Raw genomic sequence first — 24120 nt, 5'->3', positions numbered from 1 at the left:
CCTCTTATTGAGCCCGTTTCGGGCTTTGTTCTCGGTTCAAGCAGCCTCGTGCCAGGCTTGGGCTAAAACGCGCAGCCAGTTTTCCCGGCACAATTTCGTAATTTCGGCGTCACCATATCCGGCAGCCCGAAGGGCAGCAATCAGGCTCTGATTGCCCGCCGCATCGCCGATTTCCTGCGGAATGGTCGCACCGTCAAAGTCCGATCCAAGCGCCACGCAATCGATGCCCATACGCTCGACCATATAGTCGACATGACGGACCATATCCGACAGCGGCGTCTTGGCATTCTCCTGCCCGTCCGGACGGAGCATCGTCGTCGCGTAATTGAGCCCCGCCAATCCCTTGCTATCGCGGATCGCATCCATTTGCCGGTCCGTCAGGTTGCGGGCGACGGTGGTCAGCGAATGCGCGTTCGAGTGGCTGGCGATCAGCGGCTGGTCCGTGGTTTTCGCCACGTCCCAGAAACCCTTTTCGGTGATGTGGGCGAGATCGATCAGGATACCGAGGCGGTTGCATTCGCGCACGAGAGCAAAGCCGGCATCGGTAAGGCCAGGTCCGGTATCGGGTCCCATCGGAAAGGCGAAGGGCACGCCATGGCCGAAAATGTTGTGGCGGCTCCAGACCGGACCGAGCGAGCGCAATCCGGCGGCATAGAATATTTCGAGTGCGGAGAGATCCGCGCCGATCGCCTCGCAGCCCTCCATGTGAAGCACGGCGGCGAAGACCCCCTTTTCCATTGCAGCCCTGATCTCGGCCACCGAGCGGCAGAGCTTCCAGGCGCCGGCGCGATCGAGCCGCAAGGCGATGGCGGCAAACTCCAGCGCGATATCCAGGGAGGGCTGCCTCTGCAAAGGTTCGGACAGCGGCGTATTGTAATGGCCATTCGCGTCCGGCGTTTTCAGCACCAGATGCGCGGACGGGATATAGATTGCCGACAGACCGCCAGCGAGGCCGCCGCGTTTGGCGCGCGGTCCGTCGATGTGGCCCTCACCCGTCCCGTTCACGAATTCATGGACCGGATCGGCGCCGTTCTTCGCATTGCTCCACAGCCGCAGCAGCACATCATTGTGCCCGTCGAAAACCGCCTGCATTCAAAAATTCCTGTCCTGCCTGGGCTTACGCCCATTTTTGTCCAGTTAGTCAAGAACCCGATGCTAGTGAATCGCGCGGCGAATAACAACGTGGCATCGATAAAATTCCGCGCTCTGAAAATGCTTTTGGAATAAAGACTTACGCTGCAGCAATCGGATTGCGCTATGCAAGAAACAGCTAATTTTTAGATCCGAAAAACAGGGAGAATTCAAAATAGGGTGTCATGCTGCTCGAAAATCTGGCATGGGCTTGCTGTTCACACGGGGGTTTCAACGATGACAGCCGATCTGCTGCTTCGCAACATCGAGGCGGCGCCTCGCGCGATCACTGGCGCACGATGATTAAGCAGCAGGAACGTCCCCGCCTTCACCTGCTTGGTGCCATTCTGCGCGCCGTATCGGTCCTCGCCATTCTTGGCTTTGCTGCCTGGGGCGCAGTCGCCCTCTTCTACCAGGCCCCCGGCCCCGCGCCCATCAGGCTCACAGCCGCGGTCCTTTGGGTCGTTGTCTCGCTGGCGGTGCTGAGCGCGCATCTTCGCTGGCGCTCGCGGCTTGCCGCGCTGATCTATCCGGTGCTGATTGCCGCGCTGCTCTTCTGGTGGCAGTCCATCCCGGCCAGCAACACCCGCGACTGGGCCCACGAGGTCGCACAGATGACGACCGGTGTGGTCAACGGTCCGGAAGTGACCCTCGCAAATGTGCGTAACTTCGACTGGCGGACATCGACCGACTACACGGTGCGCTGGGAAAACCGGTCCTACGATCTGGACAAGGTCGCCTCTGTCGACCTGTTTTTATCCTACTGGTCGGGCCCCGCGATTGCCCACACGCTGATTTCATTCGGCTTCGAGGATGGCAGTTTTGTCACCTTCTCGGTGGAGATCCGCAAGGAGCAGCACGAAAGCTTCTCGGAAATCGGCGGCTTCTTCAAGGAATTCGAGACGAGTGTTGTCGCGGCCGATGAACGCGACATCATCCGGGTCCGTACGAACATCCGCAAGGAGGATGTCTATCTCTACCGGATCAACATGGCCAAGCCGGCGATGCGCTCGCTGTTCATGGCCTATGTCGATGAAGCCAACAAACTCACTGAAACCCCGCGCTTCTACAACACGATAACGGCCAACTGCACCACCATCGTCTTTGCCATGGTGAGCCGCATCGTTGCAGGCCTGCCGCTGGATTACCGGCTGCTGTTTTCAGGTTACCTGCCCGCCTACATAATCGAGGTCAACGGCTTCATGCCGGGCTACACGCTCGAACAGTTGCGCGAGGGCGGTAAGATCAGCGCCAAAGCGCAAGCGGTGGATCGGGCTGCGGACTTCTCCTGGCGAATCCGCGAGGGCGTTCCTGGCATTGTCCCTTTGAGGCGGCCATGAAGCGGCATAGAGTAATACAATCTGCGCTGATGTTGACCGATTTCGAGGGCCCGGCGAAGTCGGTGACTATCAGCGCAAGGCAGCAGATAACAGGAAATCACGCATGAACCTCAAGGAGTTCGCAAGCAGGCTTGAACTTTCGCAGACGACGGTCAGCCGTGCGCTGAGCGGTTACCCCGAGGTCAAGCAGGCGACCCGGGAACGCGTGCTCAAGGCAGCGCTTGAATATGGCTACCGGCCGAACACCAGCGCCCTCGGTCTCGCCACCGGCCGGGTCGGGGCAATTGGCATCGTGCTGAAGGGCGGCGGCGAGTTCGGGCCGCATACGAGCGAATTCATGGGCGGGCTCGGCGGGCGGTTGCAGCAGGAAGAGATCGACATCCTGGTCTCCACCGTCGACTCCCAGGAAGCGGAACTGACCACCTATCGGCGGCTCGCCGCCAGCAAGCGTGTCGATGCCGTCATCCTGCATTCGCCCTTCCTGGACGATCCGCGCATTGCCTTGCTCAACTCGCTGCGCCTGCCTTTCATCGTGCATGGTCGCACCAATTATGCCGGCAATTTCGGCTGGCTGGACATCGACAATTTCGGTGCCGTGCGTCAGGCGACCAGACATCTCATCGATATCGGCCATCGCCGCATCGCGCTTCTCAACGGCTATCGCGGCCGGATTTTTGCCGAGCACCGACAAGAGGGCTATCACACTGCGCTCAGCGAGCGCGGTATCGCCATCGACCCCGCCTTGACGGGCAACAGCGAATTCACCGACGAGATGGGGTTCCGGCTGATGCAGGGCTTCCTGAAACTTGACCGGAAGCCGACGGCGGTTGTCGCCGGTTCCATGATGTCGGCTCTGGGCGCGATGCGCGCCATCAGGATCGCCGGCATGAAGGTCGGCGAAGACATATCCCTCATCGCCCATGACGACGTCTTTCCCTATATCAGCCCCGACCACCTCGTACCGACGCTGTCGACCACGCGGTCCTCGATCCGTGCAGCGGGCGCACGGATCGGCGAGATGGTGCTGGAGCTGCTCCAGGGAACACCGGCCGAGACCCTGCGCGAGGTCTGGCCGGTGGAACTGGTCATCCGCAACTCGACGGCTGCGGCAAAGACGAGCTGAATTTACACCGCCAGTTCGCGGCGCTCCTTCTCCGTCACCATCGCAAGATCGAGCACCTTCTGCAGCTCCGCGGCGTGGCGGAAGCCTGGTTCGTCGGTTTTGCCGGCCGCGATCGCATTGATGAAGCGCTGGTAGTTGGTGAGCACGGTTCCGGCGTCGACCTCCTGCCAAATGCCCTTCTCGACATTCTTGCCGAGGCAGGCGCGCAGGGTGGATCCATCCGGCGTGTCGATGACCTCGATCGCTCCCTTGTCGCCATGCATGCGCAGCCGCAACTCGTTGAGATGCCCGGTTGCCCAGCGGCTGGCATGGATGACGCCGATGGCGCCATTGGAAAATTCGGCGGTCATGGTGAAGCTGTCATTGGCGTCGAGGTCGTATTCGCCGATGCGGTTGCCGGGTGCCTTGTCGAAGGTCTTCAGCCGCGCGAAGATGTGGTCGATGTCGCTCGCTGCGCCGTAGCCGGCGAAATCGAGAATATGGATGCCGACATCACCAAGCACGCCGTTCGAACCGTGCCTGGTCGACAGCCGCCAGAGCCACTGCGATTCCGTCGACCAGTCACCCCAGGCCTTGGAGACCAGCCAGCTCTGCAGATAGGAGGCTTCGATATGGCGCACGTTGCCGATCTCCCCGGCAAGCACCATCCGGCGCGCTTTCTGGACCTGGGCGACGTTGCGGTAGGTCAGGTTGACCATTGTCACCAGTCCGGACTTGTCGGCTACCGTTGCCATCTCCTCGGCCTTGGCATGGTTTTCCGCCAAGGGCTTCTCGCAGAAGACATGTTTGCCCGCCGCCAAAAGCTTCAGCGTCGTCGGGTAGTGGACATTGTCGGGCGTGACGTTGGCCACCGCATCGAACTGACCCCAAGCGATTGCCTCCTCGAGCGAGGTGAAGGTATTGGGGATCGCATGGCGCAACGCGAAGGCCTGCACCCGGACGAGATCGACATCGACCGCCGCAACGAGTTGCACACCCTTGATGGTCGCGAAGTTCATCGCATGGGTGTTGGCCATGCCGCCGGTGCCGAGAATGAGAAGACGGACCGGCTTCATCACTTGTACCCCTGTTCGCCGGCCTGGTGCAGCTTCGGCCCGCGTTCGACGATCGGCTCCAGCGCCTGCTCGACCGGCACGTTCGGGGCCTCATGGATGGCGCTGTAAGTGCCTTGAGGGTTGTAGGCCCACCGCACAGAATTGCGCAGCACCTTGTGGACATTGGCGTCGTGATAGGTCGGATAGGTCTCGTGGCCGGGGCGGAAATAGAAGATATTGCCAGCGCCGCGCCGCCAGGTCAGCCCGGAACGGAACACCTCGCCGCCAGCGAACCAGGAGATGAACACGGTCTCCAGCGGTTCCGGCACGGAGAACTGCTCGCCGTACATTTCCTCGTTCTCCAGCACGAAGTTCTCGTCCAGTCCCGCGGCGATCGGGTGGCGCGGGTTGATCACCCAAACCCGCTCGCGCTCGCCCGCCTCGCGCCATTTCAGCGCGCAGGGCGTGCCCATCAGCCGCTTGAACGGCTTGGAGAAATGGCCGGAATGCAGGACGATCAGCCCCATGCCTTCCCAGACGCGCCTGGCGACACGCTCGACGATCTCGTCGGAGACCGCGCCATGATCCTTGTGGCCCCACCAGAGCAGTACGTCGGTTTTGGCCAGCCGCTCGGCGCTCAGCCCGTGTTCCGGCTCCTGCAGCGTCGCTGTCGTCGCCTCGATGCCAACATCGGTATTGAGCGCCGCGGCGATCGTGTTGTGCATGCCGTTCGGGTAAATCTCCCGCACGACCGCGTTCGTCTGTTCGTGGATGTTCTCTCCCCACACGACAGCCTTGATGGTCATAGCCACTCCTCTTCCTCGTCTCATCGATTAGCGCTCGATGAAATTGAAACCGCTTTCAATTTGAAGCGATAGAGCCAGTGTCGCGCTTTTGCAAGTGCAAATCCGGCTTCCCCAGCAGTTTAGTGAAAGGTGGATTTCGAGAAGAGATTGAGCACAACGACCCCGGCGACGATCAGGGCGAGCCCGAGAACGGCTGCAAAATCAAGTTTTTGGCCGAAGACGAAATAACCGGCGAGAGAGATCAGCACGATGCCGAGCCCGCTCCAGACCGCGTAGGCAATGCCGACCGGAATAGCCCTGAGCGTATAGGACAGGAAATAGAAGGCGACCGCATAGCAGACGACCATGACGAGCGTCGGCAGGAGCTTGGTAAAATGCTGGGCGGCCTGCATCGCCGAGGTGCCAAGCACCTCGAAAACGATGGCAAGCACGAGCATGGCATAAAGCATGGTGGGATTCATCTTGCGCTCCGACGACCGTTATTGCTGGGAAAGACTGATCAGGCGCGCTCGCATCTCGTGGCGCATCGGCTGATCGATGTCGTGGCTCTTGAGCAGATCGGCCAGCCACAGGCCATCCGCGGCAAGCCGCGCAAGCAGACAGCCGGTCGAGGAATCGGTGCCGCCATGTTCGCCGGCGCGGTCCGCCACCCATTGCCGCCAGCGTGCCCGCAAATGCGGCTCGGACAGGAGCGCAATGGTCAGCACCTGCCAGCCCTGTGCGTCAGCCTCATCCTGCAGCGCAAACACGCTGGACAGATAGGCGCGGGTAAAACGGCCATGCGCGACGGGATCGTTGCGCATTTCCTCGGCGATCGTCTGGTCGAGCTTGCCGATCAGGTCATCGAACAACCCGTCGAGCAACGCCATCTTGTTGGGAAAATGGTGCAGGAGCCCACCCTTGCTCACCCCGGCGGCCTGGGAGACCGCGTCCAGCGTCACGCCCGCTGCCCCCTGCTCGAAGGACAGGCGTGCGGCGACTTCCAGCAATTGCTGGCGAACGCGTCCGGGTTGTTTTCGGCGTTGATGAGCGATAGACATGGTGCCATAAAGATACCGTCTGGACGGTTTGTCAAGAAGAATGATGAAACGCCCCAGGCGCGATCAATCGCCGCAACGCCGCGGTGCAGCGAAAACCATTGGAACGGAAAAGCCCACCACGCTAGAAGTGGCCGCGATCAGGAACGGTGCGATGACAGACACGCAGACGGAAACACTTTACAACGCCATCGGCGGCGACGGCACGGTGCGGGCGCTGACCCATCGGTTCTACGAGCTGATGGATACGCTACCGGAGGCCGCCCGTTGTCGCGCCGTGCACCCGGCCGATCTCTCCGGCAGCGAAGAGAAATTCTACGAATATCTGACCGGCTGGCTCGGCGGGCCACCGCTCTATACCGACAAGCGCGGTCACCCCAGGCTGCGGAGCCGTCATTTTGTCGCAGCGATCGGGCCGCAGGAGCGCGACGAGTGGCTCCTCTGCTTCACCCGGGCGCTCGAGGAAACCGTATCGCATCCGCAGTTGCGATCAATCATCCTGGAGCCGGTGACGCGGCTTGCCCACCATATGCAGAACAAGGACGAATGAGCATGCAGAACGGCCAGTTGCGACCGGCAATTCTCTTCATTGCCGGGCTGATGGGACTGTTTGGCGTCGTCAGTGCCGCGGCCGCCTCGCACGGGGCGGATCCGCGGCTGCTCGGAGGTGCCTCGGCGATGTGTCTGGCGCACGCCCCTGCCCTCGTCGCGCTCTACGCAGCCTGGCCTATGGTGCGAACGGCGGCGATTGCTGCGCTGTTGCTTTCCACCGGCACGGCTCTGTTTGCCGCCGATCTCACCGCGCGACATCTCCTCGGCCACGGCCTCTTTCCGATGTCGGCACCGACGGGCGGTGGTTTAATGATGCTCGGCTGGCTCGCTATTGCCGCCGGGGCGTTCTTCAAGCGCGCGGATATTTGATCCGGCGTTCCCCGCCCGACAAACCGCGGTCAAGCGCCTTCGACGGCAGAAAACCCCTCGAATTTCGGCGGCCCGAGATACATCGCGCGGTTTTCGGCAGCGTTCTTGTGCGCGGCGCGAAAATTCTCCGACTTCGTCCAGGCAACAAAGGCGTCCCGGTTTTCCCAGATCGAACTCGATACGAACAGCGTATAGCCCTCATCCGCAACGGTTTCGCCACGCAGGAGCCGGAATTCCTTGAAGCCCGGCACTTCGGCAAGGCTGGAATCGCGGCCCTTCCAGACGTTTTCGAATGCGTCTTCGTGGCCGATGACGATCTTGAACCTGTTCATGGCAAAATACGTCAGGCGTCCTTTCAAGCTCTGCCCTTCGCACGTGTGCCAGTGGCAACGCCCGACGGAAATGGCAGAATATTGTCCCTACGCTCAGGCGCAACCCCGAATGTCCCACGTGCCGGCGGACGCGACTGCCAGGCAGGAAACTCGGAGACGTTCGGATTGTATTCAAGCATCTGCGCCCGGCGTGACAGGAGTTCGTAGAGCTCCGGAATCATCCCGTCGCCGATGTGCGACGCCAGTTTGTGCAGGCCGATCATCGTGAACTGATCGGGGCGATTGTCTTTCATCTTCATCTCCTGGGGAATCGACACGCGCACCCGCGCCGGGAAAAGGGCGATCAGCCGGCGTTGTTCCGGCTCGCCTTCAGATCCAGAAACGCCCGCTCTAGGCTCGACTTGCTGCCGTTGCGAAGCGGCACGAAGGCCTTGCCCCACTTCTTGCAGCCGGTCTTTACCCTGAGGCACGCATCGTGGCTGATACAGTCGATCGGGCAGAACACGCAGTCGACGGAGGGCAGGATATTGTCGATGCGCGAAACCGCCTCGCGCAACCCGCCATCGTGATGGATCAGTTCGGCACCATGGGAACTGGCAATCTGGCGCAAATGCGCCACCTGGCAATCACGGCCGCCGACATAAAGAAAGCTGCGGCCCTCAAGCTTCGATTTCTGCGCGTCGGGGCAAGACTGTGCATTCCGCGATTCAGCCTCCCGGCTCTGCTTCTGCTTCGGCTTGAGCTGATGCCGTTTGTCACCCATGTCAGTCTCCGCTTTGTCTCGGAATCGCCGTCCGGCTGGTTGTGGGGGGACCCTATTTAACCTGACAAAAAGAGTAAAGTATAAAGGTGACTTTTTTTCTCATATTTTTACAGATGCGCGATGCGACTGGCTATCGCCCGAATTGCAGCGGAAGCGTAAAAGGCCAACTGCTTCGGTTGGCGCCTTCCGGAATTTTCGGAAACGGCGCGGCACGGCGCACCGCATTTGTGGCGGCCTCATCAAGGACCGGCGAGCCGGAACTTTGGATGATTCTGACGGCGCTCACATCGCCACCGGACGAAATCGTGAAAGCCACTGTCACCGTTCCCGTTACGCCGGCACGATCGGCCGACTTGGGGTATCGGAAATGGCGCTGAACCTTGGAGCGAACCTTTCCCTTGTAGTTGCTTTCAGCCGCGTTTCCGAGCGCTTGAGATTTCGTCCCCTTCTTGCCGCTGCTGGAGCTGGCAACCGCATTCTCGACGCCATCAGCCTGCCCCTTGACGAGGGATTCCGTCTCCTGTCCCGCATCACCCGCCTTTTTCTTGGCGGTTTTTTTCTGTGCCTTTTCCTTTTCGGGCTTTCTCTTCGGCTCGGGCCTCTTTTCCAGCTCCGGCTTGATCTCTTTCGGCTTTTCTTCGGGAACCACCGCCTCTACCGGCGCGACTGTCGCGGTCACCTCGGGCTGCTCCGCAGCGACCGGCGGAATGTCCTCTGCCGGAAGGATCACGTCGGCTTCCGTCGGCACGATGTCACTGCGGGTTTCAGCCGTCACTTCGGATTGCACCGGCGCGACTTCCGCCACCTCAGAAGGTTTAACCTCCTCGGGCTCGACCTGCTCCGGCTCCATCGCCTCGGCCGGATCCCCCGCCTGGATCGTTTGCTCGAAAGCGTTGCCGAGAACCGCGACCTCCATCGCTTCGCCGCCAGCGACCAAAGACAGTTCGAACGGCTCTTCACCCGGCTCAAACAGCTTGGCAACGCCCGCATGCGCCAGCAGCGAGAGGACGATGGCCCCGGTCCATTTTACCGTATTGTTCATCACAGACACCGACGCGAAATGCGCGTCAGCCCTTCAACTCGACGGACGACTTCGACCCGGTTTTCAGCACCTTCATACATGCATCCCTGGCGACGCCCTCGCCGTCGCAGACCGGAGCATCGTTGATCAGAAGGCTCTTTACGGCCTCGCACCTGGTTCCGGAAAGATCGAACTGGCGGACCTTGGTCTTGCCTGCCGGCAGATCGCGGAAATCGAGAACCGCCATGCGCTCGACCAGACCCTTTTCATCGAAAAGCACGAATTCGAAGGACACTTTGGAGAGCGATTGCGCCAAGCCGTTGCCGGCCACGAATGTCAGCTTGCAGCCCTTGTCCGACGATGCCAGCTCGTTGATCTCAACCGTCAGATTGCCGGATGTCCCGGTATCCTGCGCCAGAGCGCCCGCGCCCGGATAGAAGGCAAGCGTCACGGCCAAGGGCAGCAGTCGGTCGAATTTCATCATTGTCTATCCACCCTCATGATTTGGTATCGCGGCCGCAGACGCGTCGAAAGAATTTGAACCCGCCATTAAACTTGACCAGCAAAATCCTGTATTGCGTCCTTAATAAAAGATGATTAATGAAGTCAAGATACCAATCACGATGACCCGGCTGGAGAAAGGGAGCAATCCCCCGTTTTCAGCCGCCATGATCAGGGCAGGAAGCCTGTGACACCGAACCAATCAGATGCCGTGCCGGCTTTCCCACCGGCCGGCCAGACGCAACGCATCGTCGAAAGCCGCGAGTTGTTCCGCGGCGAGAACGAAATCCTGATCTCGCATGACGGCGCCATCTACCGCATGAAAATTACCCGTCAGGGCAAATTGATACTGAACAAATAGGCAATCTCCATGACCCAAACGCCCCGTCCGACCCCGTCCGAAATTCGCTCCTACCGGGCAGCCAACCCGAAAATGCGTGAGCGCGATATCGCCGCTCACCTGGGCATTTCGGAAGCGGCGCTCGTTGCCGCCGAATGCGGCCTGACCGCCACCCGCATCGATGGCAATGCCAACCGCTTCCTCGAGCGCGCCGCTGAACTCGGCGAGGTCATGGCGCTGACCCGCAACGAAAGCGCGGTGCACGAAAAAATCGGCGTGTTCGAAAACATCACACCCGGCAAACATGCCTCGATCGTACTGGGCGAGAGTATCGATCTCCGCATTTTCCCCGGCGTCTGGGCGCATGGCTTTGCCGTGACGAAAACCGATGGCGACACCGTGCGCCACAGCCTGCAGTTCTTCGACAAGCAGGGAACCGCAGTCCACAAGATCCACCTGCGCACACACTCCAACCTCGAGGCATACAAGAGCATCGTCGATGACTTCCGGTTGCAAGACCAGTCGCAGGAATTTGTTGTCGAGGCCGCTGCTGAAGGCGGCGAAACAGATCTCGGACAGTTGGATGTCGCGGTGCTGCGCGACGAATGGAGCAGGATGACGGATACGCATCAGTTCCACGGTCTGCTGCGCAAGCTCAAGCTCGGCCGCCGCCAGGCGCTGCAGTCGATCGGCGAGGATTTCGCCTGGAAACTGCAGCCGGACGCCGTGGCGGAGATGATGCACCAATCCGCCAGGGTGGAACTGCCGATCATGTGCTTCGTCGGCAATCACGGCGTCATTCAGATCCATTCCGGACCGCTCGCCAATATCCAAACGATGGGTCCCTGGCTCAACATCATGGACCCGACCTTCCACCTGCACCTGCGCCTGGACCACCTGGCGGAAATCTGGGCCGTTCGCAAACCGACGGCTGATGGCCATGTGACCTCGCTGGAAGCGCTCGACGCCAGGGGCGAAATGGTCATCCAGTTCTTCGGCAAGCGCAAGGAAGGCTTCGCCGAGCGACCGGAATGGCGCTCGATCATGGAAAACCTCGCCCGGCTCGACACCACTGCGGCGGCGTGAAAGGAGCCCGAGATGAAAAATTCCTGTGATTTCCGCCGGTTGCGTTCCTGGGAACTGGCTCTTGCGGTCTTTGCCGTTTCCGCGCCGTTCGCTCTGCCGGTCGCGTCGCCCCCCTCCTTCGTGCGCGCAGCCGTGGCGCAGGACATGCAGAAGATCGACACGTCGCGCATGGTCTCCGTCGGCGGCGCCATTACCGAGATCATCTACGCGCTCGGCGAAGAGGGCAAACTCGTCGGGCGCGACTCGACCAGCGTCTATCCCGAGGCGGCTTCGAAGCTTCCCAACGTCGGCTACATGCGGCAGCTGGCACCGGAAGGCGTGATCGCCACAAATCCGTCCGCCATCATTGCCGTGGAGGGCAGCGGCCCGCCGGAGACGCTCAACGTTCTCAAGGAGGCAAAGATCCCCTTCCAGACGGTTCCGGAGAAATTCGATCGCGACGGCATCCTGGAAAAAATCAAAATCGTCGGCGATTTTCTAGGCGTACCGGAGAGGGCAGCGGCGCTGTCCGAAAAGGTCAACGCAGACCTGGACGCGGCGGTGGCAGATGCGGCCAAGCGGCCTGAAGCCGAGCGCAAGCGCGTGATGTTCATCCTGAGCACCCAGGGCGGAAAGATCATGGCGTCGGGCACGGGGACGGCGGCAGACGGCATCATCGCGCTTGCCGGCGCCGTCAACGCGACAGCAAGCTTCCCCGGGTACAAGCCTCTGACCGACGAAGCGATCATCGAGGCAAAGCCGGATGTGGTGCTGATGATGACGCGCAGCGGCGGCCATGCCGCCACCGACGACGAACTCTTTGCGCATCCGGCGCTCAGCCTGACGCCGGCGGCCAAGACCAAGGCGGTGATCCGCATGGATGGCTTGCATCTGCTCGGTTTTGGCCCGCGTACCGCAGGCGCCGTGCGCGAGTTGAATGCAGCGATCTACGGAAAACCGCATGCCTCGCAGTGAAATGGCGGCAGGTGACGGCCAATCACGGCCGTTTGCAGCGCGTCTGAAATCGGAATGGCTCCAGGGCGACCGGTCGCGGCTGGCGCGACTGGTGATCCTCGCGCTCATCCTGGCGGCGGCGGCGATGTTCGCCGCGTCCATCATGACCGGTGCGGCCGACGCTTCGCTGGGCAACGTGCTGCGCTGGCTCTTCGGCGTCGATGGCGCGGAACAGGCGCTGAGCGTCCGCGACCGCATCATCATCCTCGATATCCGCTTGCCGCGGGCGGTCATGGGCCTGCTGGTCGGAGCCTCCCTGGCGGTCTCCGGCGCGATCATGCAGGGCCTCTTCCGCAACCCGCTGGCCGACCCGGCGCTCGTCGGCATCTCATCCGGCGCCAGCCTGGGCGCCGTGCTGACGATCGTGCTCGGCAGTTCCCTTTTCGGCACGCTCTTCGCCGTCTTCGGCTTCTACGCGCTGCCGGTCGCAGCGTTCCTCGGCTGCCTCGTGACGACGCTCCTGCTCTACCGGATCGCAACCCGCAGCGGCCAGACGTCGGTGGCAACCATGCTGCTTGCCGGCATTGCGCTCGCCGCGCTTGCCAACGCCGTCACCGGCGTGCTGATCTTCGTCGCCGACGACAAGCAGTTGCGTGACTTGACCTTCTGGGGCCTCGGATCGCTCGCCGGCGCAAACTGGACGAAGATACTCTCCGCCGCGCCGATCATCCTTGTTTCGCTCGCCGTCGTGCCGTTTCTGGCGCGTGGCCTCAACGCGTTGACCCTTGGCGAAGCGGCGGCCTTCCACATGGGCATTCCGGTTCAGCGGCTGAAGAACATCGCCATCATCAGCGTCGCCGCCTTGACGGGCGCCTCGGTCGCCGTCAGCGGCGGCATCGGCTTCGTCGGCATCGTCGTGCCGCATGTGCTGAGGCTGATCATCGGGCCAGACCATCGCTATCTGCTGCCAGCGTCGGCGTTGCTCGGCGGTACGCTGCTGATCTTTGCCGACATGGTCGCGCGTACAATCGTGCCACCGGCGGAACTGCCGATCGGCATCATCACCGCCTTCGTCGGTGCCCCCTTCTTCCTGTGGATCCTGCTGCGCGGGCGCTCGCATCTGGGGCTTTGAGGACAATCATGATCAAGGCCAGCAATCTCTCCGTCCGACTTGCCGGAAAACAGGTGCTGCACGGCGTCGACATAGAGGCGGTAGCCGGACAGTTGACGGCCATCGTCGGTCCGAACGGCTCCGGCAAAACCACCACTCTCAAGGCGATCGCCGGCGAACTCCGCTATGACGGCACCGTCAGCATCAACGGTCACGACATCGCGACACTGAAACCATGGCAACTCGCGGTGAAACGCGCCGTCTTGCCGCAATCGACGGTGATCTCCTTTCCCTTCACGGTGCGCGAGATCGTTCGCATGGGTCTGTCCGTTGGCGCAAAGGCAGGCGCGGACGAAACCGACCGGATCGCCAGGGAGGCGCTGGAAGCCGTCGATCTGTCGGGTTTCGCCGGGCGATTCTACCAGGAGCTTTCCGGCGGCGAACAGCAGCGCGTCCAGCTTGCCCGCGCGCTCTGCCAGATCTGGGACCCCGTACAGGATGGCGAACCCGCGTTCCTGTTGCTGGATGAACCCGTATCAAGCCTCGACATCCGCCACCAACTGACGATCATGCGGCTTGCCCGCAATTTCTGCGCCCGCGGGGGTGGCGTCATCGCCGTCATGCATGACGTCAATCTGACCGCCATGTTTGCCGATCGGATGATCATGATGAAGAGCGGCCGTGTGCGCGCCGCCGGACATCCGAACGACGTGATGACCGACGGCGTCATGGAAGCCGTTTTCGGCTGCGCCATGCGGGTCAACGCCACGCCCGCCGGCTCAGTCCCGTTCGTCCTGCCCCACACGGCCGCCGGCTAAGCAGACTTTCGTTGTTTTGTCGCAGGTTTTGATCGGAAAACCGTGGAACACTTTTCCGAAACCTGCTTGGCCCGCCGTTCCGCCGGTGGAACCAATCACCCTTCTGCGCGTTGAGGTCGCGAACCGCTGACACGGTGATGATCTCCCGTGTCGGCATGACAGACGCCGGGTTTGCCGTAAATGGTGGACGCCCGCGACAGATAGGGGTTTATTCTCATGGCAACAGGTCTCTTTTCCGGTTCCGGCACAAAGAAGCGCTTCGTCGATACGCCGATCGACGATCAGATCACTGAACTGCGCGACGAAATCGCATCCCTTGCGCACCTCCTGTCGCAGCGTGGCGCCGACGCTTCGAAAGACGTTCGGACCAAGGCCCATAACGCACGCGAACACGCGGAAGCCGGCCTTCAGGACCTGATCGAAACCGGCGAGCAACTCATTGCCGACTTGCGCAGCCGCTACGCTCTCACTGAAAAGCAGGTCCGCCACACTGTTCGCGACCATCCCTTCGCGACGCTCGGGGCCGCGGCTGCCGTTGGACTGCTGATCGCAGCTCTCCTCCGCCGCTGATGTAACCAACTTCGGGCGGCGGTCAGCACTGATCGCCCGTCACATCGCTGGCAAGCGGCAAACTGTTGCCAGCCGAACTTGGGTTCTTGCCGTGGAGAAGAAAATGGGTCCCTTGGCCGCGATGCTTTCGGCTCTCGTACTGACGGACATTGGCGTTATTGTATCACGCTACAAGCGGAACGGAGCCCTGTGGCTGTTGGCGTCCTTGTTCTTCCTGACCGCCTATATTTTCGTTCTTGTCGCAGCCGCAATCTATCTCAGCACAATATTCACGCCGCTGACGGCCACCGTCACACTCGCAGCCATATCCCTCGCCATTGGCCTCGTCATCATCGGCATCATGTCCGCGCTCAATGCGCAGGACCGGCGGATCGCTGCCGAAAAGCGCCGGCGTTCGCAAGCGCAAACCAGCCTGGTAATCGCCACCGCCCTGACGCTGTTCCGCAAGCAGCCGCTTCTTGCTGCCGGTCTCGCCGTCGGACTGGGAGCCGCGCTTGGGCTGATGCGCAAACCCCCCAGCAGCGACCACTCCTGACCGCAGACCGGATCAAAGGGGGAGCCGGACGATCGCCGTCAGTCCCGCGGGCAGGAACTCGATCTTCACCGAACTGCCCATCACCTTGTCGAGGCTGCGTTCGATCAGGATCGAGCCGAAGCCGCGCCGCGCCGGCTCCCTGACAGGCGGACCGCCGACCTCAGTCCAGGTCATATGCAGAACACGATGGCCGTCCTCATCGACGCCGCGCGCGGTAAGGACGATCTTGCCGTTAGGAACCCCAAGAGAACCGTATTTTGCGGCATTGGTCGCCAGTTCGTGCAGGACCAGCCCGAGGCCGACCGCCTGGTCCGGACCGAGTAGAATCTCATCCTTGTGAATTTCGATCTGCCGCGCATAGTCGCGTACATGCGGCGCCAGTTGCTTGGCCAGCAGAGCCGAAAGGTGAATTTCGCCCCATTCGTGATCCGACAAAAGCCCGTGTGCTTCCGATATGGATTGAAGCCTGCCGGCGAAAGCTGTCATGAACTCTCGCGGATCGCTGGTCTGCCGCAATGTCTGCCGCGCCAGCGACTGCAACATTGCCAGCGTGTTCTTGACGCGGTGGTTGAGCTCGCGCAGAAGCAGCCGCGTGCGCTGCGCTGAAATCTGTTCATTCGTCACATCGATATTGATGCCGAGAAAAAGCGTTGGCTTGCCATTGGCATCGCGCTCATGCACGCGGCCGCGGCCAAGAAGCCAGCGGCCGGTGGAGGCGACCCGAAACGTGCCGTCATACTCCTCGTCCCGCGTCATGGCAGACCGCAGCTTCGACAGCGTTGCGATGCGATCCTCGGGATGAATTGTGTTGAAAATGTCCCTTGCCTGGGCAACTCCGGCGGGCGGCATGCCGAACATCCGCAGCATCGCGGGATTGCAGGAAACGCTGCCGGAGCGGATATCCCAGAGCCAGCTGCCGACATTGGCGGCATCGAGCGCCATGGCATGGCGCTGCTCCTCGCGTGAAAGCGCTGCCTCTTTCAACGCCCGCTGGCGCGCCTCGTGCTTGAGCTTGAACAACGCCGCCGCAGCGCGCGAAAGGCGCTGCAATTGGACGAGGAGTTGCTGCGGGAGATTCCGGCGCGGCTTGATATCGAAAACACAGATCGTGCCCACGGGCTGGTCGTCGATGAGGAGCGGCGCACCCGCATAAAACCGCAGTAACGGCGCACTCGTCACCTGCGGCAGGCCGGCAAACCGAGGGTCGGTCGAGGCATCGCCAACAACGAACACTTCGTTTGAGGGCGCCGCGATCGCATGCACGCAGAACGATTCCGTTGACAAGGCCTGCGTCTCAGTGGTCCCAGCCGCGGCCTTGAACCATTGATGCCGCATATCGACAAGGGTCACCAAAGCAATCGGAGCGCTGAAAAGATCGGCGGCAATCTCGGCGAGCTCGCGGAAATCGGCATCCGGCACAGCCATGTCCGGGACGACGGAGCGCAGGACACCAAGCCGTTGAGGCGATGTCATGACGGCCGCAACCGCCGTCGGAAGATCGCTATTCATTTCATCCATGAACTTCCACACCCAACCACGGGGCGCCGTCATTTATTGGAGCGCGCTGCATCTGCCAATGCAGCGCGCCTGTCGCTCGCTGTTCTGCACGATTGCCAACCCCGGTGCAATCATGCCCGCAGATCACGGCGCTCTGCGAAAGAGAAAGTCCGCCGGATCCGAAGAAGACGAAGGGCGGACACCAAATGCCTGTTTTCAGGAAACAAAAGAGCGCGAGATGATCGGCGCCGATGTCGCGTCCGGTCCATACTCGCTCTCACCCGTCACCTGGAGAATATCCTGAAGGCGCTGGCGGGCGCGGTTGACGCGGCTTTTGATTGTTCCGAGAGCGCAGCCGCAGATCTCCGCCGCCTCCTCATAGGAGAAGCCGGAAGCACCGACCAGGATGATCGCCTCGCGCTGATCCGGCGGCAGCATTTCAAGCGCCCGCTTGAAGTCCTGAAGATCGAGCGAACCATACTGCGAAGGATGCTGAGCCAGCGCCTCGGTGAAGTAGCCGTCGCTGTCCTGCACTTCGCGTCCACGTTTGCGCATCTGGCTGTAGAGTTCGTTGCGCAGAATGGTGAACAGCCACGCCTTCATGTTGGTGCCCATCTCGAAGTGGTCCTGTTTGGCCCAAGCCTTCATGATGGTGTCCTGAACGAGATCGTCGGCGCGGTCGTGCCGGCCGATCAACGACATCGCGAACGCGCGCAAGCTTGGAAGGGCTGCGAGCATTTCACGCTTGAAACTCGACTCCTCAGAGGTCATGCCGCCACTCATTCCGCCACGTCCGATAACGACCGGCGCTCGACCGCATCGAGCTTCTCCAGCAGGTCGAGAAACCGGTCAGGAATGGCTTCTTCCTGTACAGAAAGATAGAGTGCGCGAAGCTTGGTTGCAATCTGCCCATTCGGATTATCGGCGCGCACTGGAGTTGCCACATCGCGCCCAGCCCCAATTTTGTAGGTCATACAGTGAAAATACCTTCAGAGTTCATCTGGCTGCATAATGCACCGCGAAAAAAATCGTTCCGTCCCAAGGAACCTTTTTTTTCTCGTGGCGTTTTCAACCTGTCATGGCCACCACCTCGGCCAGATTTAGGGAGTCCTTACATGTCACTTTCCACGCGGATCGCTCCGTTCCTTCCCTATTTGCGCCGCTACTCCCGTGCACTGACCGGGTCACAGACGTCAGGTGACGCCTATGTGGCGGCTGTCCTGGAAGCGCTGATCGCAGATGTCACCATTTTCCCGGAGGCGAGCAGCGACAGGGTCGCGCTGTTCCGACTCTATACAGAGCTGTTCGGCTCGTCCTCCGTTTTGATCCCCGAGCCGGTTTCCCCTTTTGCCTGGGAAAAGCGGGCGTCGATCAACCTCGCGTCCGTGTCGCCGTTGGCGCGTCAGGCTTTCCTGCTCGTCTCCGTCGAAGGCTTCCGGACAAGTGAGGCGGCCGAGGTTCTGGGCACCACCGAGAGCGGCATGAACGAGTTGCTCGAGCGCGCTTCCGAGGAGATCTCGCGACAGGTCGCCACCGATATCATGATCATCGAAGACGAGCCGCTCATTGCGATCGATATCGAGCAGATGGTCGAAAGCCTCGGCCACAGGGTCACCGGCATTGCCCGCACCCGCGACGAAGCCGTGGCTCTCTTCAAGGCGACGCGGCCCAGTATGGTGCTTGCCGATATCCAGCTCGCCGACGGCAGCTCAGGCATAGATGCAGTCAATGACATCCTGAAGAACACGTCCATTCCGGTGATTTTCATCACGGCGTTCCCGGAACGCCTGTTGACCGGTGAGCGGCCTGAACCGACCTTCCTGGTCACCAAGCCGTTCAACCCCGACATGGTCAAGGCGCTGATCAGCCAGGCGCTGTTCTTCAACGAATCCACCAAGGCCGCGGCCTGAGACTGTCCGCCTGGACCGCCGGACAGATGATTTCAACGCTCTGCCGCACCTGCGGTGAGAGCCAGAACTTGAACCGGCCACATCGGAAAAGCCGATCGGATGGGGCCGTTTTCGTTGACACAGGAGCTGAACACACAATCAATCAGAGCATGGAAGGCGTAATCGCGTGGCCACTGCAGGCAATTCAGTTCCTCTCGGGACCGGAGGCAAATCAAACGCGGTCCTGATGGAGCTGATTTTAAAGAAGTCTGGTTCGGGCTATCTCTATCAATCCGACGATCTCGATGTCGTTCTTTCCGGCAACCTGCCCAAGGTCCTGCAGCCACTGGCAACGGGGCCGGAGGCGGAAAAAGAGGTGTTCGGATTTGAAGAAGGCGCCCGCCTGAGCGCCTTGAAACGCGACGTCGCCAGCCGCAACACGCCTGCTTCGACGGAAATCGACGTGCTCTCCCCCACGGGCGTGCTCACCTATCGCATAGACATTGAGCGCGTCGATACTCTCGGCATGATCGGTATTCTCTCCGTGATCACCGATATTTCCGAAGCTCGCCACCGCGAGCGCATTCTAAAAACCCTGCTGCGCGAGCTCAGCCACCGCTCGAAAAACCTCCTGGCCATCATCCAGGGCATCGCGACCCAGACCGCGCGCCAGGCGCTTTCCCTCGACTATTTCCTCAGCAAGTTTCGCGGCCGCATTCAATCACTTGCCTACTCGCAGGACCTCGTGACGGATTCCAGCTGGCGCGGCGCCTATCTCTTCACGCTGGCGGAGCGGCAAGTCAGCGCCTACTGGCCTGCGACGGAGAACCCGATCTCCGTCCGCGGCATCAACGCACATCTGTCGCCGAACGCGACATTGCACGTCGGCCTTGCGCTGCATGAACTGATCGTCAATTCGGCCTCCTACGGCGCGATCTCTGCCGGTATCAATTCGCTGACGATCGATTGTTTCGAGACGCTGCTGGACGATCAGGACGCGATCGAGCTGGCCTGGATCGAACATCTCCCGCCTGCGTCAGCGTCGAGGAAAGAGGTTGAGGATCACACGTTTGCACTGACGGTCCTGGAAAGGGTCGTGCCGGTGGCCGTCGGCGGCAGGGCCATGTACCTGACCACATCCGACCGTATCGAGTATCGCCTGACAATCCCGTGGCGGGAATACGAGATCATCACCTGCGTCGAGGAATGAGCCGGCCTCGGGCGACGGCACCTGCAACACCGTGGCTGATGGCAAAAAAAGAACAGCCAGCGTCCGGGGAAGACACTGGCTGATATCGACAACTCACCGAGGGGGCGTGTGAGTTGTGTGCCGGACATTATTAGAGGTGCTCGCATTGGGGGCGATGCGAAGCACTATCCGGACAGGGCGTAAACGGGCTCGCCGCAAAAAGGTTCCGCGCCATCTTTCTTTTTTCTGAAAAATCATCGCGGCGGAGAAATGCCGTCAAAGAGCCTCCAACTCGGCCCGATGTTTGTAGAGGCTGAGGAATTTGCGAAAATCTCGATCGTAAACCTCTTTCCACGCGGGATTGGGGCGGCGCTCAATCCCGCCCGGTGACATCGCCGGTCCCGCGACACCAAGATCGGGATAGAGATCGCCGGCAACCGCCGCGACCATGGCCGTGCCGAGCAACACCGCATCGTTTGTCTCGGGCACGACGACCGTGCAGCCGGTGACGTCGGAATACAGTTCCATCAACAGTGGATTGCGGACATGCCCTCCGGTGACGTGCAAGGTGTCGAGATCATAACCGGCCTGCTTCATCATCTCCAGAATATGCCGTATCCCGAGCGCGATGGCGACGCAGGTGCGCCAATAGAGCCGGCACAGGGCATCGAATGAACTGTCGAGTGCCAGACCGCTGATGACGCCGAGCGCGTGCGGGTCGGCGAGCGGCGAACGATTACCGTGGAAATCCGGAAGCACATGGAGGCGCGAGGCAAACTCCGCACCCTGGGCCGCGCGCAGCTCCTGGATGCGCAGCACAATCCGCGCGTGGATTTCCGCATCCGGCTCGCCGCCGGCGCTGTGGCTGCGCACGACATGATCGAGCAGCGCCCCCGTCGCCGATTGCCCACCCTCGACCAGCCAGCTATCCGGAAACACAGCCTCGAAATACGGGCCCCACATGCCGAAGCCCGGTTTCATGTCCTTTGAAAAGGCAACGATGCAGCTGGAGGTACCGGCAATCAGGGCGAGCTGCCTTTCGAGCTTGTCCGGCGCGCCGGCAAATTCCCCGAGAACGCCGATGGCTCCAGCATAGGCGTCGATCAGCCCCGTCGCCACCTGGCATTTTTCGTGCAGCCCGAGTTCGGCCGCCGCCGCAGCCGTCAAGTGTCCGGTCGATTGTCCGACCGGCAAGGCTTGCTCCGGCAGGCCGCCGCGCTCAAGCAGATCCTCCAGGCCGATCATGGCCAGGAATTCCTCCTGCCAGCCGTTCGCCTTGTGGGAAAGGTAGTTCCATTTCGCAGTCAATGTGCAACGTGACCGGGCCGGATTGCCCGTCGCCCGCCAGGAGAGGAAGTCCGCAAGATCGAAGAAGTAACCCGCCTTTTCCCATTGCTGCGGCAGGCTCTGCTTCAACCACATGAGCTTCGGCATTTCCATTTCCGGTGACATGACCCGGCCGGAGTGAGCAAGGACCGGATGCCCGGTGGCAGTGCAGAAATCCGCCTGTTCCAGGGCGCGATGATCCAGCCAGACGATGGTATCCCAGCGGGGATCACCCTTGCGGTTGACCGACAAGGGTGCACCGCTCCTGTCGCGCACGACAAGCGAGCAGGTGGCGTCGAACCCGATTGCGGCGATGGCTTCGGCCGGCACCCCGGCCTTGGCGCGGGCCGTTTTCACCGCGATGCAGACAGCCGCCCAGATGTTTTCGGAATCGTGCTCGGCGTGATTTTCCTCGGGCCGGTTCATCGCGATCGGATAATCGGCGCGCGCCAACTGCTTGCCATGCCTGTCGAAAATGCCGGCGCGGGCACTGCCGGTTCCAACATCGACAGCAACGATCAGATCGCGCATTAAACTGCGTTCCCGTCCGTTTGTTCTTTGCGGACAAAATGGATCAATTCCCGCATGTCGTCAAACAGGACGTCCGGAGAAAGCCGCTTGAGCGTTGCGAGATGCCGCTCGGACTTCGCATGCGAGGCGCCGGCAAAAGCAAAAACCCGCATTCCGGCAGCCTGGGCCGCTTCTATACCGGCTGGACTGTCTTCGACGACGATACAGTTTTCGGGCAGCGTGGCCATTTCTGCAGCCGCATGCAGGAAGAGGTCGGGTGCAGGCTTACCGCGCTTCACCATCGTGGAACTGAACAGATAGGGGTCGAGCTTGTCGATCAGGCCGGTGATGGTCAGCGACAGGCGGATGCGCTCCATCTGGCTGGAAGAGGCGACGCAGCGCGGGATGTCGAGCTGATCGAGCGCAGTCGCGACACCGGCCACCGGCTGCAACTCCTGCCGGAAGCGCTGGTAGAGGTCGAGACGCATCCGCTCAAGAAAATGGTCGTCCACCGCAAGCCCGTAGTCCTCGTGCAGGATGTCCGTCGTCGTCTTCAGGCTTTTGCCGAGAAAACGCACGGTCGCCTCCTCGGCATCCATATCGACGCCGGCATTGCGAAGGACCCGCACGAGCACATCGATCGACAGGGGTTCGCTATCCACCAGGACGCCGTCGCAATCGAAAATCACCAGCTTGGGTGGATGGCGCACGGTCATATCCGTCAAGCCGCTGCCGGCGCGCCAAGGCGGCAGTACAGCAAGGCCGCGACGTTACACGATAGCTGGAGCGTCATGACGTCATTCTCCATTTTCCGTCGAGATAGAGTTGGAGCGTTGTTCGCGTGCCCTTGTCCCAAAGCGTCCGCAACGCCTGTGCAAACCGCCTCTGAAACAGTGAGGACTGCGCAACTTCGCCGAAGATATCCGAAAGCGCAAGGAAGGCCTGCGGATCATCCTTCGCCTTTAGCGCCGCGGCATGCAGCCGGTCGGCGCTGGCATCGTTGAAGGCAATCGCCTTACCGCTTTCGGAGGTTCCGGCGAAGTAGCGGCACCAGAGCGCAGAGACGAGCGACAGCCCAATCACATCCTCGCCACGCCGCAGCCGGTCGGCCGTCGTCGGCAGAATGAATTTCGGCTGCCGATTGGACCCATCCTGGGCAAGGCGCGGGATGGTGTCGCCGATCTTCGGGTTGAACAGCCGCGTCTCGACCTGTTTGAAATAGGCATCGAGGTCCGTGTTCGGCACCGGCGGAATGACAGGGATGATCTCGTCGTGCTCCAGCTTCGCCAGGAAGGCGCGCACAGTCTCGTCCTCCATCGCCTCGTGCACGAAATGGATGTCGAGGAGCGCCGCCGGATAGGCGATCGCCGCATGGCCGCCATTGAGAATGCGGATCTTCATATGCTCGTAAGGGGCAACGTCCGGCACGAACTGCACGCCGACCGTTTCAAGCGCGGGACGGCCCGCGGGAAAACGGTCCTCCAAAACCCATTGCTTGAATTCTTCGCAAAAGACCGGCCAGTTGTCCTCGATGCCGTAGTCGTCGGCGACGATGCCAATTTCACGCGGACCTGTCGCCGGCGTGATGCGGTCGACCATCGCATTCGGAAAAGCGACGCTGGCATCGATCCAATCGGCAAATGCCGGGTCGGACAGGCGGGCGAGCCCCGAAACGGCGGCATGCGTGACTTCGCCATTGCCCGGAATATTGTCGCAGGACATGACGGTAAACGGCGTGATGCCTTTGTCCCTGCGCGCTTTCAGGCCGGCGATGATCAGGCCGAACACCGTTTTCGGATCGGAGGGATTCCGGCTGTCGGCAACGATAGCCGAATGGCCCGGATTGAACTTGCCCGACGCCGGGTCGATGAAATAGCCACCCTCGGTGATCGTCAGCGAGACGATCCGGATTGCGGGGTTGGCGAGCTGCGCGATCGTCACCGCGGCGTTGCCGGGCCGCAGATAGTCGATCATCGGTGCGGTGATACGGGCGGCACTCTTGTTGTTGTCCTGCTCGACGACCGTCGTCAGGAAATCCTGCTCTTCAAGCTTCGTCCGCATTGCTTCGTCGGACGGCAAAACCCCTGCCCCGACGATCGCCCAGTCGAGATCCTTGCCGGTGTTGAAGAGATCATCGAGATAGATCGCCTGATGGGCGCGGTGGAAGTTGCCGACGCCGAAATGGACGATGCCCGCCTTCAGCTTCGAACGATCATAGGCCGGGACGGCGGCCGTCGCCTTGATGGCGTTCAAATTGGCGAGCGAAAGTTTGGTCGTCATGTCTTCATTCCTTTCGATGAGCTTCGA

General features: G+C 61.3%; 29 protein-coding genes. 13 read left to right on the top strand and 16 right to left on the bottom strand.

Features of this window, described 5'->3' with window-relative positions; genetic code table 11:
* Nucleotides 1-36: 36 nt before the first annotated feature.
* Nucleotides 37-1092: a dipeptidase gene (locus A3AY_RS0116725; protein ID WP_018326807.1), complete on the bottom strand. Its 1056-nt coding sequence runs from the start codon at nucleotides 1090-1092 to the stop codon at nucleotides 37-39.
* Nucleotides 1093-1430: 338 nt separating this feature from the next.
* Between A3AY_RS0116725 and A3AY_RS0116720 the strand changes: the two genes are divergently transcribed.
* Both A3AY_RS0116720 and A3AY_RS0116715 read left to right on the top strand, forming a co-directional pair.
* Nucleotides 1431-2471 (top strand): Lnb N-terminal periplasmic domain-containing protein, encoded by a 1041-nt coding sequence (locus tag A3AY_RS0116720; RefSeq protein ID WP_040668895.1) that lies wholly within the window; start codon nucleotides 1431-1433, stop codon nucleotides 2469-2471.
* A 103-nt stretch (nucleotides 2472-2574) separates the two neighbouring features.
* Entirely contained in the window at nucleotides 2575-3594 is a 1020-nt protein-coding gene (locus tag A3AY_RS0116715) for a LacI family DNA-binding transcriptional regulator (protein ID WP_018326805.1), read from the top strand.
* A gap of 2 nt (nucleotides 3595-3596) precedes the next feature.
* Here A3AY_RS0116715 and A3AY_RS0116710 read toward each other — a convergent pair whose 3' ends face one another.
* The 4 genes from A3AY_RS0116710 to A3AY_RS0116695 form a co-directional block, all read right to left on the bottom strand.
* Entirely contained in the window at nucleotides 3597-4649 is a 1053-nt protein-coding gene (locus tag A3AY_RS0116710) for a Gfo/Idh/MocA family protein (RefSeq protein WP_018326804.1), read from the bottom strand.
* Nucleotides 4649-5434, bottom strand: coding sequence for a ThuA domain-containing protein (locus A3AY_RS0116705; protein ID WP_018326803.1), 786 nt, complete (start codon nucleotides 5432-5434; stop codon nucleotides 4649-4651). The genes A3AY_RS0116710 and A3AY_RS0116705 overlap by 1 nt, the downstream gene beginning before the upstream one ends.
* Before the next feature lie 119 nt (nucleotides 5435-5553).
* Nucleotides 5554-5895, bottom strand: a complete 342-nt coding sequence (locus tag A3AY_RS0116700) for a DMT family transporter (RefSeq protein ID WP_018326802.1) — start codon at nucleotides 5893-5895, stop codon at nucleotides 5554-5556.
* An 18-nt stretch (nucleotides 5896-5913) separates the two neighbouring features.
* Nucleotides 5914-6474, bottom strand: coding sequence for a TetR/AcrR family transcriptional regulator (locus A3AY_RS0116695; protein ID WP_026203525.1), 561 nt, complete (start codon nucleotides 6472-6474; stop codon nucleotides 5914-5916).
* 151 nt (nucleotides 6475-6625) lie between these two features.
* Here A3AY_RS0116695 and A3AY_RS0116690 point away from each other — a divergent pair, with 151 nt between their 5' ends.
* Nucleotides 6626-7021 carry a group II truncated hemoglobin gene (locus tag A3AY_RS0116690; RefSeq protein ID WP_026203524.1) on the top strand — a complete coding sequence of 132 codons (396 nt, stop codon included), beginning with the start codon at nucleotides 6626-6628 and terminating at the stop codon, nucleotides 7019-7021.
* A 2-nt stretch (nucleotides 7022-7023) separates the two neighbouring features.
* A complete protein-coding gene (locus A3AY_RS0116685) occupies nucleotides 7024-7392 on the top strand; it encodes a DUF423 domain-containing protein (RefSeq protein ID WP_026203523.1) in 369 nt (122 codons plus the stop codon).
* Between the two features lie 29 nt (nucleotides 7393-7421).
* Here A3AY_RS0116685 and hmuQ read toward each other — a convergent pair whose 3' ends face one another.
* From hmuQ to A3AY_RS0116660, 5 genes are all read right to left on the bottom strand, one after another.
* Nucleotides 7422-7724, bottom strand: coding sequence for a heme-degrading protein HmuQ (gene hmuQ, locus A3AY_RS0116680; protein ID WP_018326798.1), 303 nt, complete (start codon nucleotides 7722-7724; stop codon nucleotides 7422-7424).
* A gap of 23 nt (nucleotides 7725-7747) precedes the next feature.
* Nucleotides 7748-8017: a hypothetical protein gene (locus A3AY_RS0116675; RefSeq protein ID WP_018326797.1), complete on the bottom strand. Its 270-nt coding sequence runs from the start codon at nucleotides 8015-8017 to the stop codon at nucleotides 7748-7750.
* Between the two features lie 50 nt (nucleotides 8018-8067).
* The gene (locus A3AY_RS0116670; protein ID WP_018326796.1) at nucleotides 8068-8487 is read right to left on the bottom strand and encodes a DUF2325 domain-containing protein; all 420 of its coding nucleotides are present in this window, start codon (nucleotides 8485-8487) and stop codon (nucleotides 8068-8070) included.
* A gap of 130 nt (nucleotides 8488-8617) precedes the next feature.
* On the bottom strand, nucleotides 8618-9529 hold the full coding sequence (locus A3AY_RS0116665; protein ID WP_018326795.1) for an energy transducer TonB: 912 nt from the start codon (nucleotides 9527-9529) through the stop codon (nucleotides 8618-8620).
* 25 nt (nucleotides 9530-9554) lie between these two features.
* Entirely contained in the window at nucleotides 9555-9992 is a 438-nt protein-coding gene (locus A3AY_RS0116660) for a hypothetical protein (protein WP_018326794.1), read from the bottom strand.
* 228 nt (nucleotides 9993-10220) lie between these two features.
* On the opposite strand from A3AY_RS0116660, the gene hemP reads away from it, so the two are divergent.
* From hemP to A3AY_RS0116625, 7 genes are all read left to right on the top strand, one after another.
* Complete coding sequence (gene hemP, locus A3AY_RS0116655; RefSeq protein ID WP_026203521.1) at nucleotides 10221-10370, top strand: hemin uptake protein HemP; 150 nt, start codon at nucleotides 10221-10223, stop codon at nucleotides 10368-10370.
* A 9-nt stretch (nucleotides 10371-10379) separates the two neighbouring features.
* Entirely contained in the window at nucleotides 10380-11435 is a 1056-nt protein-coding gene (locus tag A3AY_RS0116650) for a hemin-degrading factor (protein WP_018326792.1), read from the top strand.
* A 12-nt stretch (nucleotides 11436-11447) separates the two neighbouring features.
* Entirely contained in the window at nucleotides 11448-12389 is a 942-nt protein-coding gene (locus A3AY_RS0116645; RefSeq protein ID WP_018326791.1) for a heme/hemin ABC transporter substrate-binding protein, read from the top strand.
* Nucleotides 12376-13500, top strand: coding sequence for a FecCD family ABC transporter permease (locus tag A3AY_RS0116640; protein WP_018326790.1), 1125 nt, complete (start codon nucleotides 12376-12378; stop codon nucleotides 13498-13500). The genes A3AY_RS0116645 and A3AY_RS0116640 overlap by 14 nt, the downstream gene beginning before the upstream one ends.
* A gap of 8 nt (nucleotides 13501-13508) precedes the next feature.
* Entirely contained in the window at nucleotides 13509-14297 is a 789-nt protein-coding gene (locus A3AY_RS0116635; RefSeq protein WP_018326789.1) for a heme ABC transporter ATP-binding protein, read from the top strand.
* Nucleotides 14298-14513: 216 nt separating this feature from the next.
* A complete protein-coding gene (locus A3AY_RS0116630; RefSeq protein WP_018326788.1) occupies nucleotides 14514-14867 on the top strand; it encodes an ElaB/YgaM/YqjD family protein in 354 nt (117 codons plus the stop codon).
* Nucleotides 14868-14970: 103 nt separating this feature from the next.
* Nucleotides 14971-15402 carry a hypothetical protein gene (locus tag A3AY_RS0116625; RefSeq protein ID WP_018326787.1) on the top strand — a complete coding sequence of 144 codons (432 nt, stop codon included), beginning with the start codon at nucleotides 14971-14973 and terminating at the stop codon, nucleotides 15400-15402.
* Nucleotides 15403-15414: 12 nt separating this feature from the next.
* On the opposite strand, the gene A3AY_RS0116620 is transcribed toward A3AY_RS0116625, so the two are convergent.
* The 3 genes from A3AY_RS0116620 to A3AY_RS35430 form a co-directional block, all read right to left on the bottom strand.
* Entirely contained in the window at nucleotides 15415-16920 is a 1506-nt protein-coding gene (locus A3AY_RS0116620; protein WP_018326786.1) for a sensor histidine kinase, read from the bottom strand.
* Nucleotides 16921-17115: 195 nt separating this feature from the next.
* Nucleotides 17116-17670, bottom strand: coding sequence for an RNA polymerase sigma factor (locus A3AY_RS0116615; RefSeq protein WP_018326785.1), 555 nt, complete (start codon nucleotides 17668-17670; stop codon nucleotides 17116-17118).
* A gap of 8 nt (nucleotides 17671-17678) precedes the next feature.
* Nucleotides 17679-17873, bottom strand: a complete 195-nt coding sequence (locus A3AY_RS35430; RefSeq protein ID WP_040668871.1) for a NepR family anti-sigma factor — start codon at nucleotides 17871-17873, stop codon at nucleotides 17679-17681.
* A gap of 141 nt (nucleotides 17874-18014) precedes the next feature.
* On the opposite strand from A3AY_RS35430, the gene A3AY_RS0116605 reads away from it, so the two are divergent.
* Together A3AY_RS0116605 and A3AY_RS0116600 are read left to right on the top strand one after the other, a co-directional pair.
* Nucleotides 18015-18809, top strand: a complete 795-nt coding sequence (locus A3AY_RS0116605) for a response regulator (RefSeq protein ID WP_018326783.1) — start codon at nucleotides 18015-18017, stop codon at nucleotides 18807-18809.
* Nucleotides 18810-19035: 226 nt separating this feature from the next.
* Nucleotides 19036-19998 (top strand): sensor histidine kinase, encoded by a 963-nt coding sequence (locus A3AY_RS0116600; RefSeq protein ID WP_018326782.1) that lies wholly within the window; start codon nucleotides 19036-19038, stop codon nucleotides 19996-19998.
* A gap of 255 nt (nucleotides 19999-20253) precedes the next feature.
* Here the strand turns inward: A3AY_RS0116600 and A3AY_RS0116595 are convergent, their stop codons facing one another.
* The 3 genes from A3AY_RS0116595 to A3AY_RS0116585 all read right to left on the bottom strand — a co-directional run bounded on the left by A3AY_RS0116595 (nucleotide 20254) and on the right by A3AY_RS0116585 (nucleotide 24093).
* The gene (locus tag A3AY_RS0116595) at nucleotides 20254-21834 is read right to left on the bottom strand and encodes an FGGY-family carbohydrate kinase (RefSeq protein ID WP_018326781.1); all 1581 of its coding nucleotides are present in this window, start codon (nucleotides 21832-21834) and stop codon (nucleotides 20254-20256) included.
* Nucleotides 21834-22529, bottom strand: a complete 696-nt coding sequence (locus A3AY_RS0116590) for an HAD family hydrolase (RefSeq protein WP_018326780.1) — start codon at nucleotides 22527-22529, stop codon at nucleotides 21834-21836. Before A3AY_RS0116590 ends, A3AY_RS0116595 begins: the two co-directional genes overlap by 1 nt.
* A gap of 73 nt (nucleotides 22530-22602) precedes the next feature.
* On the bottom strand, nucleotides 22603-24093 hold the full coding sequence (locus tag A3AY_RS0116585; protein ID WP_018326779.1) for a mannitol dehydrogenase family protein: 1491 nt from the start codon (nucleotides 24091-24093) through the stop codon (nucleotides 22603-22605).
* Nucleotides 24094-24120 lie beyond the last annotated feature (27 nt).

It is taken from the genome of Rhizobium giardinii bv. giardinii H152, assembly GCF_000379605.1.
Classification (GTDB): domain Bacteria; phylum Pseudomonadota; class Alphaproteobacteria; order Rhizobiales; family Rhizobiaceae; genus Pararhizobium; species Pararhizobium giardinii.
The sequence above is the reverse complement of the archived record's forward strand: the minus strand, read 5'-3'. Positions and strand labels throughout refer to the sequence as shown.